Raw genomic sequence first — 16164 nt, forward strand, 5'->3', positions numbered from 1 at the left:
ACACCTCATGCTGACAGGCTTTGTCAGCAGTCACTGACACTTCAGGCGGAAACGGCCGATGAAGTGGCCGCGGGATAGTGCCTAGCATGCGGGATGCCCTCCCCGCCTTTCCGCCACGGATACACCCTCGTCGAGCTTGTTCTCCTGCTCTCTGTACTCAGCGTCCTGGCCGTGCTGGCCACGCCGCCCTTGCGGGACATGATGCGCCACCAGGCCATAAGGTCGACCGCTGCCGCACTGCAGGCATCGCTTCAGCATGCCCGTGAGCTGGCCATTCGCAGCCGGCGCCGCGTCGTGGCATGCCCCAGCGCGGACGGCGTCACGTGCGATGGCAAGGACCAATGGGGCGCTGGCTGGCTAGTGGGGTATGCCCGCGACCAGACCCGCCTGGAGGGTGCGCCAGTCCATGTCTCCGGGCCATCCTCCCGGAACATGACCGTACTGGGCTCCAACGGCCGCCGAAGCATTGCGTTCCGCCCGCGCGGCGACGCGGACGGGACCAACGCCTCGCTGTTGATCTGCCACCGTGGCGACGCGTCGCACGCGCTGGTCCTGACCGTCTCCAACCCGGGCAGGATCCGGGCATTCACAGCCGATCCCGAGCAACGCGCCCCATGCGCGCTGCCCAACAGGTGACGCGGCGGCCAGCTCACTTCACCTCTTCGATATCCCCTGGCTTCCAGCTCTTGTCGAAATAGGGCTCGAGCGGACCATAGAAGCGGAACAGGGTGAACCAGCCCTTGTTCGGCACGGTCTGGACCCAGTTCTTTTCCTTGCCCGCCGGCGCCTTCGGTCCGAAATAGATGTCGATCGAGCCGTCGCTGTTGGCCACTGGCCCCGTATAAGTGCTGACCGAGGGCAACCGTTGCTGGGTACGCAAAAGCGATCGACTGACGGCGTCATACACGACGACGGACCAGAAATTCTTCACCGGAACATGCGCTGGCACGTGCAGTTTGTAGTTCTTGCCGCCGTCGAGAAACCGCCCCTGGCTGTCCCGCATGCTCCAGATGTACTGCGAACCCTGCCCCACGCTTTTATCAGCCATGGCCGGCGACATGCCAATGGCCGAGTAGGCGAACGCCGCCCGCCGGTCGGCATTGACGTAGCCCTGCGCATCCCAGGTCGCACTACCGCCAATAAACGTGTACTCCCATTTGCGATCGGGATAAGCCATGCGATCCGGATCATCGGAAGCGAAGCCGTTCACACGCGCATAAGCGCCGCCTAGCTGCGCCGCCTCGTTCAGCAGCTTGCGCTGCGCGTCGCCAGGCTTGAATGGTTTGCCGCTGACCATGCCAATGTTCGACATGGCGAAGCGGTCGTTGGTGGTGAAGATATCGGCCGGTTCGTCGGCTACGAGCGTGCCCAGATCGTCGAAGAAGGCCACGGTGTCCGGAAAGACCGTATCGACTTCCTTGCCGGAGCCGTTGAAAAACACCTGCGCCGGTGGATGGGCAGCATCAGCCAGTGCATAGATGCGTGCCTTTTTCATCAAGGCAACGGCCTGATCGGTCCTTCCGTCGACCTGGAATCCGCGCACACCGAAGACCGCACGATAGCTCGCCGACTTACGGACGATATAGCCGTCGGGCACCTGCCCGTTGTAGCCCGGCGGCAGGATGAGCAGCTTGCCACCCTGCCCCTTGTCGACGCCCGTCGGCCCAAGCCCGGCGATCTCGGTCTGCCGGATGTCACTCACGCCACCGAGCATCTTCGGCGGCACGTCAATGACTACGGGACCCTTGCGCAGGTCGATGGATGCCAATCCATAAACCGTCTCGGTGTTGCCGGTCAGCAAGAGTGTCTGACCATCCATCAGCGTTTCCCAGATGATCATCTGGTTGGGCTGCTTGCTGCCCGCGTCGGCCGTCCCTTTCCACACCGCATACCAGGACACCGTGGGCATCTGTGTCATGTAAACATCGATGGCGCGATTGAGCTCGACAGCATCACGCAGGCGTTTGGCCGTCTCGTCGGTGGGATAGCCGCCCTTGAACTCAAGCGCACCATAGCGCGTCTGCAAGTGATCATTATCCAGCCACCCACGACCACCTGCTTTTTGCGCGGAGGCATTCAGCGCAACAAGCGCAAATGTCATGGCCGAGGCGAGCGTGAGTACACGACGGAGGCGCGTTGCATTCATGACACGAATCCTTGGCAAGAAGAAATCAGGAAAGGAATCAATTCACGGGCTTGATGTCTTCGAGTGACCAGCTCTTGTCGAACCAGGGCTGCAAAGGCCCATAGAGCCGGAAGATCAAGAACCAGCCCTTGCCGGGAATGGTCTGGATCCAGTTCGCGGCATCGCCGGGACGTTTCGGCGCGAAGTAGATGTCGGTGGTGCCGTCGGCGTTGGGCTTGAGGCCGCGTTCGCTGGACAGGCTGGGGAACTGCTGGTCGGTCTGCAGCATGGAGCGCGTCTGCGTGTCGTACACCACCACCGACCAGAAGTCCTTCACGGGCACGTTGGCCGCCACATGCAGGCGATACGCTTTCCCGCCATCGAATGGCTTGCCGCTCACATCGAGGTTCGCCGCGGCATACTGCGATCCGATGCCAGGCATGGCGACGGCCATGGCGGGGGTATCGATCGTTGCGGCATAGAAAAACATGGTGCGTGCGTCGAACAGGCGCGCGCCATCACCCAGCCATTCGTAACTTCCGCCGATGAAAGGCGTGTTCCAGTGACGATCCGGATAAATCTTTGATGCCGGATCGCGCCCACGGAAATCGATCGCGCGCGCTGTGGCATTACCAATGGCGGCCCCATCAACAAGGATCTTCTTCATGCGGGCATCCGGTGCGAACGGCTTGCCCTTGATCATGCCGATGGAAGCAAACAAGCCTGTCATGTCAGGCCCATAAACACCGGCTGGCTCCTCCTGCACGATCTGGTTGATCTCGTCATAGAACTCGACATTGTTTGCATGCACTGTGTTCATCACCTTTCCGGACAAGTTGATGAACTTCGTTTGCGGCGGATGGGACGCCTTCGACAGCGGATAGATGCGAAGGCCCTTCTTGAGGCTGGCGACGCCCGGCCTGGTGTCTCCCTTTTCCATGTACGCACGGCCGAAGACAAGGTTGCCGAATGTCGGGGGCCTTACCACGAAATAACCGTCCGGAATGTCGCCCTTGTACCCCGGAGGAACGAACAGATACTTACCGCCCTTGCCCTTGTCGGGCCCGGCATTGCCCATGTCGGTCACGTAGCGAAACCAGAAATCGTCGACCACTCCCAGGATGTTCGGCGGCGTCTCGACCACCACCGGGCCGTCTTTCAGGTCCATCCAATTCCAGAAGTAGATGGTCTCGCTGTTGGGCGTGAGGTAGATCGACTTCGAATCCATCAGCGTCTCGTACACGCCCACGGTGCTGTCCACCGCTCCAACGTCACGCAGCCCCTTGCGGATGGACGCCATCGACGCGCCCGGGATGCCGTTGAGGAACACTTCCACGGCACGAAGCGTGTCGAGGTTGTCGTAAAGACGCTGGGTCGTTTCTGCCGTCGGCACGCCGTCGTCAAACGTCAGCTTGCCGATGCTGGTATCAGCCTCCGCGGGCGTGGTGATCTGCGGCGGGATGGGCGTGGTCATTGCATACTTGCCAGGCTTCGTCGCCTGCGCGTGCGCCGTCGCAGCCATGCACAGCGGAATGACGAACAGCCAGCGTCGCGAGCGGGGTCCCTTCACTTTCATTGCATGCATCCCTGGATGCCAGTCATGCCCTTGAGCTTGGGAGACGGGCGCGGGGCAGACAATCGACAAATTGCGGTTCCGGCTTAGGTATAACTACGCAAGCATTCCCATCTTTCGGACATCGACGTGGCCCTCACCCCGCTCTTCGCTCGCGAACTCTTCGACATGCCGGATGAGGTCCTGTGGCTGTCTCACTGCAAGGACGGCCCACTGCCACGGGCATCACTCGAGGCCACGCGGCGCATCGTGGACACCGAACTTCGGCCCTGGGACATGGACTGGGAGCGGGATTTCCTCGATGTGGCCGCTTACTTGCGCCAGCAGGCCGCCTTGTTCTTCGGCGCCCATGCCGACGACATCAGCCTGACGACCTGCACCACCACGGGGCTGGAGGCCGTTGCCATGGGCTACCCCTGGCAGCCAGGCGACCAGGTGCTGCTGCCCGCGGGCGAATTTCCCAGCAACCGCCTGCCGTGGCTCGCCCTTGCCGCACGAGGCGTGTCGTGTAACGAAGTGGCCCTATGGCCGGGGCATGGGGACGACCATCCCTGCACACCCCATGGCGGGATACAGCCCGAACAGGCACTGATCGATGCCATCACATCCCATACGCGGATTGTTGCCGTGTCGTGGGTGCGCTATCAGGACGGTACCCGCATGGATCTGGCGCGACTGGGCCGCGCCTGCCGCGAGCGCGGCGTGCATCTGGTGGTCGATGGCATACAAGGTGCCGGCACCGTGCCACTGTCGCTGGAAGGCGTCAGTGCGTTCGCCACCGGCGGCCACAAGGGACTGCTTGGCATGCAGGGCCAGGGCCTGCTTTGGACCTCCCCGGTGTTGCGTTCGCTCCTGCTGCCCATCGGCACCTGGCTTTCGGCACCGGAAGCCTTCTCGCAGTCAGGGCATCGACACGACCTGGGTGATCTCTGGTCGCAGGGAGGCCGGCGCCTGGAGGCTGGCAGCCCGTCCATTCTTTCGTGCGCTGCGCTGGCTACATCGCTGGCCCTGATGACCGGAGCAGGCGGCGCCGCCGTGATTCACGCCCACGTTGCCGGGCTCCAGCGCGCCCTGCTCGCGCGACTGGCACCGCTCCCCGCATGGCAGGCAGAATCCAAACGCCTGACCGATCTGCTGGACGCGGGACGCCTTGGTTCAATCCTGTCATTTGCGCTCCCGCAGGATCGATGCCATGCGCTGCTGCGCAGCGCACCTCGTCATCACGTACACACCAGCACACGCGAAGGCTACCTGCGCATCGCGTTGCACGGATGGCACGGCGGCACCGATATCGAGCGGATCGTCGCCTGGCTCACCGATGCCCAATGAACGGTGGGCCGGCATGCCATCAGTCCCGTGGTAGCTCGCCCGCCTCGCACGTAAAGTCGAGGCTGGCTCTCTGCCCGGAGTAAGCGGCATGCGCGTGACAACGTATCGGAAGGCGATTGCCGCGCTTCTCCTTTGTCTCGCGATGCCGTCGATCATGGCGTCGCCAGGAACCGCTACCTCCGACCGGCAGATCCGTGCCGAGGCTCAGGCACTTCTCGATCGCAGCGCCAGGGCCGATGGGCCTGGATACGAGCTCCTGATCGCCCGCGACGATCAGATCGTCTTCCACCAGGCCCGTGGCAGCGCGCAGATCGAATTGGGCGTTCCGCTGCACCCCGGGCAAATCTATCGCATCGCATCCATCACCAAGATGTTTACGGCCGTGGAGGTGCTGCATCTGGCCGAAGCCGGCAAGCTCTCGCTTGATGACACACTCGAAACCTACGTCCCCAACTTCCCGAACGGCACGGCAATCCATATCCGCCAGCTGCTCAACCACACGGCCGGCGTTTCCGATCACGCCAGAAATCCCACGCCAGGATTCTTCGCGAGAAACCTGAGCACGACAGACCTGGTCGCAGCCGTCGCCGATCGCGATCCCGCCTTCGCGCCGGGCGCGCAAATGTCTTACTCGAACGGCGGCTACATCCTGCTTGGCGCCATCATCGAAAAGGTGACCGGCAAGCCATGGCATGTAGCCATCCGTGACGACCAGCTTGCGCCACAGCAGCTCACACATACCGCTTATGGCGACACCTCGCCCATCGTGCCGGATCGCGTCGCCGGGTACTCCACGGACAATCCCGATCACAACGTCGAGAACGCCTCGTTTATCTCTGCGTCGATCCCCGCTGCTGCAGGCGCGCTTGATTCCAATGCCGACGACTTGTTCCACTGGATGCGGGCGCTGCAAACCGGCAAGCTGATCTCCTCGCGATCACTGTCGTGGATGTCCACGCCCACCCGCCTGGCGAATGCAAGCGATCCGGCACACCCGTATGGCATGGGCATGTATCTGTGGAAAGTCCGTGGCCAGGACATGATCGGCCACACGGGCCAGATCAATGGCTTTGCTTCCGCACTCGCCTATCTGCCCAAGGAGCACATCACCATCGTCGTCCTCGCCAACGACGATGAAGCCGATGCCCGCACCATGGCCCGGCGACTTGCCGCCATCGCCCTGGGACAGGCCTACGAGACGCCCGTGGAGGTGCCCCTGAGTACCGACGCGATGCGCGCGCTCGAGGGCAACTACCGCATGGATGCGACGAAGGTTCGCACTCTGACAGTGACCGACGGTCGACTGTTCGCGCAGGTGACTGGACGACACGCCGTGCCACTCCAGGCGACAGCCAATGGCCGCCTGTATTTCAAACCCGATGAGCTGAGCTACTTCCTTCCCGTGCGTAACGCTTCCGGTCAAGTCACGCGACTGGACTACTTCGAAGGTGGCGATGGCCCTGCCAAGGCGCTGCCGCGCGTGGCCAGTCCCTGACGTGCGACGTCCAAATGATGGGGGACCGTCCGATTCGGCCCGTTCGCCTCAAATGCCTTCGGTGACGATGCGAAAGCCATTGCGCCCCGCCGCTTTCGCCTCATAAAGCGCCTCGTCAGCTCGCTGCGACAGCGCTTCAACGGACGGCGCATCGCGATAAAGCGCAACACCCATGCTCAAGGTGATCCGAAAGCCCGCCGGACCGATCGGTGCCAGGGGCACCATGGCATCGATGATCTTTTGCGCCAGCTGCCTGGCAGTTGCGACGTCTTCAATGTCGTGACACAAGACGACGAATTCGTCGCCACCCAGGCGCGCCAGAAGATCGGTCTTGCGAATGCTGGCCTTGAGTCTTGACGCCACTTCGGTCAGCGCCACGTCACCGGCGGCATGCCCATACGTGTCGTTGATGTGCTTGAAGTAATCGACGTCGATCATGATAAGCATCAGTGGCAGATGCGTGATGTTTGCCCGGTCAACCGACGCCATGATCTGCTCGCGGAACGACAGCCGGTTGGCAATACCCGTCAGTGCATCATGGTGCGCCAGGAAATCGAGCTTCTGCTCGGCCAGCTTGATCGGCGTGATGTCGGTCGTCAGCGAATAAAAACCCGTCGACTCGCCATCGGCGGCAATCGCGGGCACGTAGGTTGCCTGAAGATATAGCTTCCCCACCGGCGACTCGACTTCGTACTCAAACGTGCTGGCATGTCCGGACAACGCCGCATCGATGTGCGGCTTGAGCGACACATAGACGTCCGGACCGCGCGACTCCTTCACCGTATAGCCGATGTAGCGCTCAGCGGCGCGCCCGGTGACTTGATACGCATAAGCATTGACGAAGGTGTAGCGCTCGTCGCGATCGATATGCGAGATGATGGCCGGCATGCTGTCGGCGATCGTGCGAAGTCGCTTTTCGCTGTCCGCCAGCGCCTGCTCCGCCAGCACGCGCTCGGTGATATCGCGCGCGGCGTAGACGATTTCAATCTCACCGGGATGATCCGGGCTGGGCGCCAGCTTACCAATCGCCTCCAGCCACTGGTAACCACCCGCGCGATTCCTGACGCGATACCGCACGATGGTCGACTTGCCGCTTTCGCGCAGCAGCGCCAGGACTTCGTCGACCGCCGCGCGATCATCCGGATGAATGAGGCCACCCCGGTTCGACGCGAACTCGTCGGGCGTCCACCCCAGCATGTCCCTGACGGACGGCGAGACATAATGGCGCGTGCCGTCCCTTGCGATGCGAACGATCAGATCGCTCGCGTAGTTGGCCAGCAGGCTGTAAAGATTCTCGCGATCGGCCACCGCCTGGGAGAGGCGCTCACTATCGGCCAGCACCAGCGCCACGGGAACCGCCACCAGACAGGTCACTCCCAGAAAGACCTGCGCTATCAGCACGCGCTCCTGAATCGTGCTGCCGACGATCAGCGCGAACGGCCCCACGCCGAGCGCAGTGCCGATGTTTGTAATGAGCGTGACCGTCACCACGCCCAGCACGAGTCCGGGAAACCGGTAGCGGAATACGAGATACAGCAGGGGTGGAAACACCAGGAACAACAGCGGATAGCGCGACTGCGCAAAGACACCGAGCGTCAGCGCCGCCAGGAACGCCAGGTCACGCACCATGGCGACGCGTCGCCCCCTGCCCCCCAGTAGCTTTCCGCGCTCCCGAAACGCCACGAGAGTCAACGTTCCGACAATCACCATGCCTAACAGGTGCGGCCGAAACCATTCGTCGGCCCGGGTGAACAGCATCGAATCGCCACTGAGCTTCTGCACGACGACCGCCAGCAGCGTCGACACGGCGCAACCCGCCAGCGTGGCTGTAATGGCAACGTACCCGAGACGCTGATAGCCACCGAGATCGCCACTGATCGTAGGAAAGTAGAAGTGGATGATCGAGGCGACGACGAGGATTTCCACGAGGTTCGCGAGCACGTACCAGTAATGGCCCGGCATGCCCTGCAGCACCAGCGCGTGCGCCAGGAACATGGCTGCGGCGCCCGCGCAGAACAGGACACTCCAATGCCTGCGAGCCGTCGACAAAAGGACGCCGGCCACGACGCCATTGGCCACCCAGATCGACGGCAAAGCCCCACCCTGCCGCGAGAGCCAGAGCGTCCCGGAATTGATCGCGAGGATCACCACAAACAGCACCAAAGCCCCGATGGATGCGGCTTGCGTCGATCGCGCGTTTCGTTGCGCCGCATCGGGTGATGCCTGACTGGGATGGGACTCGTCGGGGATGCGCGCCAAGGGAAACCTGCCAGCGAATGTCCGGGATCGCATCAAGGTTTACCGCGACGAACCTAATGCCCTCGTGAATTCAGGCAGAGGACGGTGACTGGCGCCGCGTCGCGCGAGTACCGACTACGGCAAGGGTCGCACGGACCGTACATCCAGGCGCGCGCGATCGCGCATCTTGCGCGCCTGCACCGCCGTCGGCTCGACCGATACGCGGATGCGATAGCCGACTTTGGCCAGCGCCATTTCCATATGCACCAGATTGGCCGGACCCGACAGATCGGTCAGCCGCCGGATGGTGTTCCAGGACAAGCCCACCCTCGACAGCAGCGCGGGATCCACCTGGACCTCGTTGCGAAAGGCCTCATACAGATCCAGCTGCGCAGCGCGACTTCCCATCAGATCCAGCCAGGATTCATGCGACTCGCGCTCACTGGGGACGGGGATGGGCATCATGTCTTCCATGTGTGACTGCATGGCCGCCAGCATGCCCGCCGCCAGTGAGTGCGTGATGCCACGCTTTGTGCCGCTCTCCATCCGGAAGGAAGGAACATCCCGGCACGTCGCCACGAACGTCTCATCCCGCTTGGCTATCTCCACCGCATAACGCATCGTTGTCTTCCCGGCCCCATGGACGCCACGGAACCACACGCGCGGCGCGGCAGCGCTGCGCCAGTGATGATTTCACCCAGGATCCGCGGGCATTCCGCTCCGTAGGAGACTTGCGGCACACGGCCCCTGAGCCCCACGACGACACGCGTGGCCGCCTGAAGCGTCGCAAGTGGATCGCTTCGGCGTGCATCGTCGGATAGAAAGTGCGCGAGCTTTCCGCCCGGCACTTCCTAACGACAATAACGCCGTGAAGAAGGAATGATGAATAGGACATTTCGGTGGCCAGGGATGAGGATTCGCGCTTTCGCCAAGAATCCATCCCGGGCTCACCGAAACGCCGACCGGGGAAAGGCTTTGGTGCACCTGGAGGTGCATTTGACCGACCGACCAGGATCGCGACGCATCAGATGGTGATGCTAACGAAGCACGAGATTCACTCCCTCGCCATCAGAGCCGCTCCATGCGCAGCCAGTCCGCGTTGCCCTGCCATGCCTGGCCCATGAGCTTGCGCGCGTCGGCGGCTTCGCGATCGTGCCCCAGCGCAGCCTCGCTTTCCGCCAGGCCATACAGCGCCCAACCGTTTCGGGGCGTTTGCCTGAGCGCCGCCTGAAACGCCTTGCTGGCCTCGTCATAGTGCTTCGCCGCGAACAAGGCCGCGCCCAGCGACTGGCTCACCGGGTAGTACCAGTAGGGCGGCTCCTGGTAAGGAATCTTGCCTTCGAACGCGATGGCGTTCCGATAATGCGTTGCGGCCTCGTCGTACTTGCCCTGCGCGTGCGCGAATCGCCCACGAGCAACCGCTTCGGCCAGCGACAGCAGATCGGGGGCCGGCACGCCCTGCTCGATCATCGCCGCGAACGCATCGGACTGGCGTAGCGCAACCAGCGCCGTGATCTCCCGATCGAATGCAGCCCGGTCCTTGAGCTGGGCATAGGCCACGGCTCGCGCGTATAGACGCATGGCCTGGGCATAGGGAAGACGCGAGTCCGCCGGCGGCATGGCGAGAATCGCCTCGGGCTTCGCGAACTGGGCCATGGCAAGGAAAGGCGCCGCGTCGATCGCCTGGATCCATGCGATGCGCGCCGAAGTATCCGGATCGAGCACGGCGCGCAAACGGCGCGCCTCGCGGATGGCGGTATCCATGTCACCGGCCATCTGCGCGGACGCCACGATGAAATGGATGTTGTGCGGGTAGTAGCCATATCGCACGAGGCTGTGATCGTCCGTGCTGCGAATCAGCGCCTCGTCCGATCGCGCAGCCGCCACGTTGACGCGCATCGAGTCGGCGTATCGCCCCGTCAGCATGTAGATGTGCGAGGGCATATGGACCAGATGGCCGGCGCTGGGCGCGAGCGGCTTCGCCAGGCGATCAGCCTCCGCCTCGGCGCGGCGCGGGTCGGCGCTGTTCTCGATCAGGTGGATGTAAAGATGGGCAGCCTGAAGATGATCCGGGTTGCGCGCAAGAACGGTCTCAATCAGCTTGACAGCCTCCCCGCTTCGGCCCACCGGCGTTCGCTTGTCTGCTTCCCAGTAGTTCCACGGCGTGGTGTCCATGGCGGCCTCGGCGGCGAGCACGGCGACATCGTCGTCGTTGGGATAGCGGCGTGCGACGTCGAGCATGGCGTCAGCGTAGGCCACGTCGAGTGCGGCGCGGTCCGCTTTCGGATCGCGTGAATAGCGAAGCGCCACCGCGTCGATCAACGATTGTTCCAGTGGCTTGGCGTTTGCGCGAAGTGCCTGCGCACGCTCCATGGCCTTCAGCGCGGCATCGCGATCCCGATCGTCCATCGGCGCGTTGATATTGGGCCCCAACGCCACCGCCTCGCCCCACAAGCACATCGCGCACTGCGGATCGAGCTTCTGCGCCTCACGAAAAGAGCGCACGGCGCCGGCGTGATTGAACCCATAGGTCAGCAGCATGCCCTGATTGAAATAGCGTCGCGCCGATTCGCTCTTCGTGGAAATGGGCAAGCGCGCCACGGTGAGATCGGGAAAGAGCGGCATCGCACTCGAAGTCGCGCCCACGGGGCCGGCGATGGCCGCGGCCAGCACCAGATGCTGCCTCAGCGCGGAAGTGGCCGCTTTGCCACCGCACATCGCCGACGTCAGCAGCCGGGGATCGAACGCCTGGGCGTCCGATGCGAAGGATGTGACCAGCGATGAGCCGGTCAGCACCACGCCAGCTCCGACGACTACCGTGTACTTCAACAGTTTGCGCATGGCCCGGTCTCCGTCTTGGATCGAAGTGGCTGCCGGAGACTAGCCCGGGCCCTGTCACGCCGACCATATGACAAAGAGCCAGTCGTACCCGCCGAAAACCCATGACTAGCCACACATGGCGCCTGCGTCAGACCGGATATAGTCCGAGTCAGCTGATCTACCAGCCATTTCAGGGGATGAACGATGATGACGCGATGGATCGCACTGGCCTTGTGGCCGGTGGCACTGGCCCTAGGCGCTACAGCAACGGCCGCCGAAGCCTCTCGCCAGACGCACGCGCAAGCAACCAGCCTTTCGCCCTCATGCAAGGGCAAATCATCCAAGGTCGACGACGAAGGCTTCGTGGTCATCGGTGGCATCGAGCAATGGGTGACCGCAAAGGGGGACAGCTGCGCCCTGCCCGTCCTGCTGTTCATCAGTGGCGGCCCCGGCAATCCACTCAGCGGCATCTCCGACAGCGTCTACGGCGCCGGCCAACGCGACTTCATCGTGGTGCAATGGGACCAGCGCGGCGCTGGCATGACCTACGGCCGCAACCCGCCGGCGCCGGATGAAAAACTCACCATCGAACGGATGGCCCAGGACGGCAACGAACTGGCCGCGTATCTGGCCCGGCGCTACGGCAAGCGAAAGGTCATCCTGTGGGGCAGCTCGTGGGGATCGATTCTTGCCGTGCACATGGCCAAGGCGCATCCGGAGCTTTTCTATGCGTATGTCGGCACCTCGCAGGTCGTCAACTCCATCGAGATGCAGAGCGAAAGCTACAAGAAGCTCCTTGCATTGACGACGGACGCCGATGACAAGGACTCGCTCGCCGTGCTCCACCAGGTCGGCGCGCCGCCGTGGACCGATCCGCGCAGCTTCGGAAAAGTGCGCCGCATCATTCGCAAGTACGAAGCGAAGGTGACCTTGCCACCGCCCGAATCCTGGCATCGCGCACCCGCCTATACGACCGCCAAAGCCGAGGCAGACTACGAAGCAGGCGAAGACTATTCCTTCCTGAATTTCGTCGGCCTTCACGGCGACGGCATGCTGTCAAAAGTCGACTTGCCCAAACTCGGCACCGACTTCGCCATCCCGGTGTACTTCGTCGAGGGCGCACATGATCTGCTAGCGCCCCCTGAACTGGCGCGACGCTATTACGACGCCATCACCGCACCGGACAAGGGCTGGGTGTTGCTGGATCGCGCCGGGCATGATCCGAATCAGGACGTCGTGGATGCGGAGTACAAGGTGTTGCGCGAGCGGGTGCTTCCGTTGGTTCACGACAAATGACAAAGCCCCGGACCGAAGCTTGAAGAAGCGAGGCTTGCATGAACCAGGTTCACTTCCCACGCACATGAAGTGAACCTGGCCCGGTTAAGTCGCGCGTGAGCAGACGCAACAGGTCGGCCTTGCGTAGCCCCTGACCCTGCATTGCTTGGCATGCCCGGTCAATCATTCCTGAAAGTGACGCTCGATGCCGAGTGGAAGCAAGCCATCCGCATGTTCGCGGCCTCGAAGTTTCGCCCTCTCCAATTACAATGATCTGCCTCTCCGACTTCGATTGATGGCCGGCGAAGATGCCTCCTTTTTCCGCCGCAGTGCATTCGACGCGTGCATGCCTGGCTCCGCCGGCGGATCGAGCGGCACGAACATGCCGCGCTTGAGCGTGCTCAGGGCAACCCTGGTTTGGAAGCGGCGCACATTGGCGTTCTCCGTCACCATGCGCTGCATCAAGGCCTCGAAGTCCTCGACGTCCCGCGCCACTATGATCAGTACATAATCACCGGCGCCGGTGACATACCACGCTTCCTGTATGCAGGGCTCGCTGGCGATCCATAGCTTCAGGCTTGCCAGGAGCTCCGGCCGCTCACGCTCGACTTCGACGTCGACAATCATGGTCAGCGGCATGCCGGCCTGTTTGGGGTCGACCAGCGCGACCTCCGCCAGGATGACACCCTCCTCGCGCATCCTAACGATGCGCCGCTGCACGGCGGAAGCGGACAAGCCAACGTCCGAACCGATCAGCTCGGCTGATCGACGTGCATCCTTCTGGATGATGGCCAGGATTCGACGATCGGGTTTGTCCAGTTCGCTGGTCATCTGCGCGCAGATTCCTATGTAAGCGGGGAAAACGCTCGCCAAGCCGCCCCAAGTCGCGGTCAGGCCGCGTGCCGGAACTCTAGCATGGCCTGCACTCGTCACCTGATGGCATCACCTATGAAGCTGCTCTACCAATCGCACTCGCCGTACGCACGCAAGGTTCTGGTGTTCGCCCACGAAGCCGGGATGGCCGAACGCATCGAAGTCATCCACCACGAGACCAGTCCAGTCCACCGCAACGGGGACGTATTCGCGCTCAATCCGCTAGGCAAGGTGCCGGTGCTGGTATGCGATGACGGGACAGTACTGTTCGACTCCAGCGTCATCTGCGAATACCTCGATGGCCTGCATGACCGGCCCATGCTCATTCCTTCCGAGCGATCACGGCGCTTTCAGGCCCTGCGCAACCAAGCCGTGGCGACGGGATTGGCCGACGCTGGCATCGCAGCCAGATGGGAATCGACACGACGCCCCGAAGCCTTGAGGTGGCCAACGATGCTCGAAGGTCAGCTCCAGAAGGTGATCGCGACCTGCGATTACCTGGAAGACTATGTCCAGGACCACGACACCCTGGATGTCGGCGACATCGCGCTGGCCTGCGCCCTCAGTTGGGTCGAGTTTCGTCGCGTCCATGACTTCCAGCCAGGGCGCCCGCGACTGTCCGCCTGGTACCGGCAACTCTGCGCCAGACCATCCATGATGGCCACCCAATTTTCCGGGAACACCATCGACCAACCGCAACCAGCCCATCCGGGAGGGATCGATGCCGTCGCCATGGTTTGAATTGTTGTGCCTGCATGGCTACATCACCAATCACGACCTGCTACGGCGGATGGTGCAAGTTCCGTCGGCAACGCTCCAGTCCGAATGCGACGAGCAGGACAACAGAGCCACGGGCACAATGGAAGGAGCTGTCATGTCGTTGAGGCTGTGCCTTGGCATTGGCGACGGGATGGCCCGCACCCAATGACCCGAGAGGGTTCTCTGCGCCGCAGGGTTCGACATTGGGTCGCAAGCGGACCTTTCCAGAATAAGCCGCAAGCACCCCTGGCACCCCTGGCCAGCACGACCGGGATGTTCAGCCCGTACCGAAACCGGTGTGCAAGCCAACTGCGGTGACACCGGTGGGAACGAATAAAAGACAGAAGCCCGAATGATGGACAAAAGCAAAGGGCCGCGATTGCTCGCAGCCCTTTGCAGTATATGGCGCCCGAAGTTGGACTCGAACCAACGCCCCCTGATTGACAGTCAACGCAACGGTCACGTCAGTTCAATGGCTTAGCGCCCTCAGTTTTTCACACACTTGATGATCTGAGCAGCAGTCCTGCGTCGTTGGTCGTCTATCTTTACACCAGGTAATCCATCCTCCCGCAAGTTAACCGATGGCACTTCTGCCCGGACCGACCGGCGCATGGCTAAGATGAGTTCCTGTAAGGTGCGCTTTCGACCCGGAGCGGACGTCCGAAATCCGCTTCGATAATGTCATTGGACAATGAAGGGGATAGACGAATGCCGAAGGCGACATTGACGCCCACAGGGATCATCTGCGGCTCTCTTTTCGCTCTTGCCCTCATAGCAGAATGGGCGATCGGGCAGCTAGCGCCTACGAGTGGCATCGGCGCTTGGTTCACGACTCCATTACGCTTCGCAGGGGCTTTCATCGCCCTCTGGCTGCTCATTACCGTTGCCTCGGCGATCTTGGCCAAGCTTGGACATCCGATCTCACGAAAGCACTAGGATCGGAAACGTCCGCTTTCAACCCATAGCGGACACTTGCATCACATGGAGGTAGGGCGATGCGATTTGCAGCGTTAGCAGTGGCAACGACGGCGCTTCTCGCTGCCTGTTCGGAACGTCCACTTCGAGGTTCCATCGGTCCATCGCCCGATGGAAAGACCTACCTAGCGGTCGTTGACGACAACGGGGGAAGCTGTGGCCCGATGAAGGTGGATGGTCAAGTGTGGGGTCACCGGATTGGAGAGGTCGCCCCCATCGAGCCGGGAAGGCACACAATCGAATGCGGTGGGTCGATCACCTTCGAAATCCCACACGGCGTAGTTTTCAGGTTCGACTACTGGGGGCCGTGACCCCTGCTAATGTCCGCTTTCGACCCATAGCTGACTGTCATTCAGCACCAGTGATGACCGAGAGCCGCCTGATTCTGGCGGCTCTTTTTTTGCCCTGACTGAGTGCGTCGCCAATGGCAGCAGCATTCGCCGTCAAGTGGGCTCTTTTCGCCGAAGCCCAGCAATGACGCAGCTTCGAGGCATGTCATTCCGCTGGCGTTGAAAATGTGTTGAAAAACAAAAAGGGCCTACCCGGAGGTAGACCCTTTAAATTTGGCGCCCGAAGTTGGACTCGAACCAACGACCCCCTGATTAACAGTCAAGTGCTCTAACCAGCTGAGCTATTCGGGCGGGGGTGAGCTGCATAGTTTGGGGAATGGCCGGGCGGCTGTCAAGACGTCCGGCCATGGTT

General features: G+C 62.3%; 11 protein-coding genes and 1 tRNA gene. 5 read left to right on the top strand and 7 right to left on the bottom strand.

Annotation, left to right across the window (positions count from 1 at the left end):
• Positions 1–93: 93 nt before the first annotated feature.
• Positions 94–636: a GspH/FimT family protein gene (locus tag EYV96_RS07955; RefSeq protein ID WP_131150896.1), complete on the top strand. Its 543-nt coding sequence runs from the start codon at positions 94–96 to the stop codon at positions 634–636.
• A 13-nt stretch (positions 637–649) separates the two neighbouring features.
• Here the strand turns inward: EYV96_RS07955 and EYV96_RS07960 are convergent, their stop codons facing one another.
• Positions 650–2146 carry a DUF1254 domain-containing protein gene (locus EYV96_RS07960; protein WP_205746111.1) on the bottom strand — a complete coding sequence of 499 codons (1497 nt, stop codon included), beginning with the start codon at positions 2144–2146 and terminating at the stop codon, positions 650–652.
• Positions 2147–2183: 37 nt separating this feature from the next.
• Complete coding sequence (locus EYV96_RS07965; protein WP_131150897.1) at positions 2184–3701, bottom strand: DUF1254 domain-containing protein; 1518 nt, start codon at positions 3699–3701, stop codon at positions 2184–2186.
• Positions 3702–3827: 126 nt separating this feature from the next.
• On the opposite strand from EYV96_RS07965, the gene EYV96_RS07970 reads away from it, so the two are divergent.
• Positions 3828–5027, top strand: coding sequence for an aminotransferase class V-fold PLP-dependent enzyme (locus EYV96_RS07970; RefSeq protein WP_131150898.1), 1200 nt, complete (start codon positions 3828–3830; stop codon positions 5025–5027).
• A gap of 88 nt (positions 5028–5115) precedes the next feature.
• Positions 5116–6522 (top strand): serine hydrolase domain-containing protein, encoded by a 1407-nt coding sequence (locus EYV96_RS07975; RefSeq protein WP_131150899.1) that lies wholly within the window; start codon positions 5116–5118, stop codon positions 6520–6522.
• A gap of 48 nt (positions 6523–6570) precedes the next feature.
• On the opposite strand, the gene EYV96_RS07980 is transcribed toward EYV96_RS07975, so the two are convergent.
• From EYV96_RS07980 to EYV96_RS07990, 3 genes are all read right to left on the bottom strand, one after another.
• The gene (locus EYV96_RS07980; protein ID WP_165488627.1) at positions 6571–8781 is read right to left on the bottom strand and encodes a sensor domain-containing diguanylate cyclase; all 2211 of its coding nucleotides are present in this window, start codon (positions 8779–8781) and stop codon (positions 6571–6573) included.
• Positions 8782–8895: 114 nt separating this feature from the next.
• Entirely contained in the window at positions 8896–9306 is a 411-nt protein-coding gene (locus EYV96_RS07985) for a hypothetical protein (RefSeq protein ID WP_165488628.1), read from the bottom strand.
• 522 nt (positions 9307–9828) lie between these two features.
• Positions 9829–11601, bottom strand: a complete 1773-nt coding sequence (locus tag EYV96_RS07990) for a UDP-N-acetylglucosamine--peptide N-acetylglucosaminyltransferase SPINDLY family protein (protein WP_131150902.1) — start codon at positions 11599–11601, stop codon at positions 9829–9831.
• Positions 11602–11784: 183 nt separating this feature from the next.
• Here EYV96_RS07990 and EYV96_RS07995 point away from each other — a divergent pair, with 183 nt between their 5' ends.
• The gene (locus tag EYV96_RS07995; RefSeq protein WP_240732371.1) at positions 11785–12876 is read left to right on the top strand and encodes an alpha/beta fold hydrolase; all 1092 of its coding nucleotides are present in this window, start codon (positions 11785–11787) and stop codon (positions 12874–12876) included.
• Between the two features lie 243 nt (positions 12877–13119).
• Here EYV96_RS07995 and EYV96_RS08000 read toward each other — a convergent pair whose 3' ends face one another.
• The gene (locus EYV96_RS08000; RefSeq protein WP_131150903.1) at positions 13120–13686 is read right to left on the bottom strand and encodes an Lrp/AsnC family transcriptional regulator; all 567 of its coding nucleotides are present in this window, start codon (positions 13684–13686) and stop codon (positions 13120–13122) included.
• 117 nt (positions 13687–13803) lie between these two features.
• Here EYV96_RS08000 and EYV96_RS08005 point away from each other — a divergent pair, with 117 nt between their 5' ends.
• On the top strand, positions 13804–14469 hold the full coding sequence (locus tag EYV96_RS08005) for a glutathione S-transferase family protein (RefSeq protein WP_131150904.1): 666 nt from the start codon (positions 13804–13806) through the stop codon (positions 14467–14469).
• A gap of 1557 nt (positions 14470–16026) precedes the next feature.
• On the opposite strand, the gene EYV96_RS08015 is transcribed toward EYV96_RS08005, so the two are convergent.
• Positions 16027–16103 (bottom strand) — tRNA-Asn (locus EYV96_RS08015).
• Positions 16104–16164 lie beyond the last annotated feature (61 nt).

This window comes from Dyella terrae (assembly GCF_004322705.1).
Lineage (GTDB): Bacteria > Pseudomonadota > Gammaproteobacteria > Xanthomonadales > Rhodanobacteraceae > Dyella_D > Dyella_D terrae.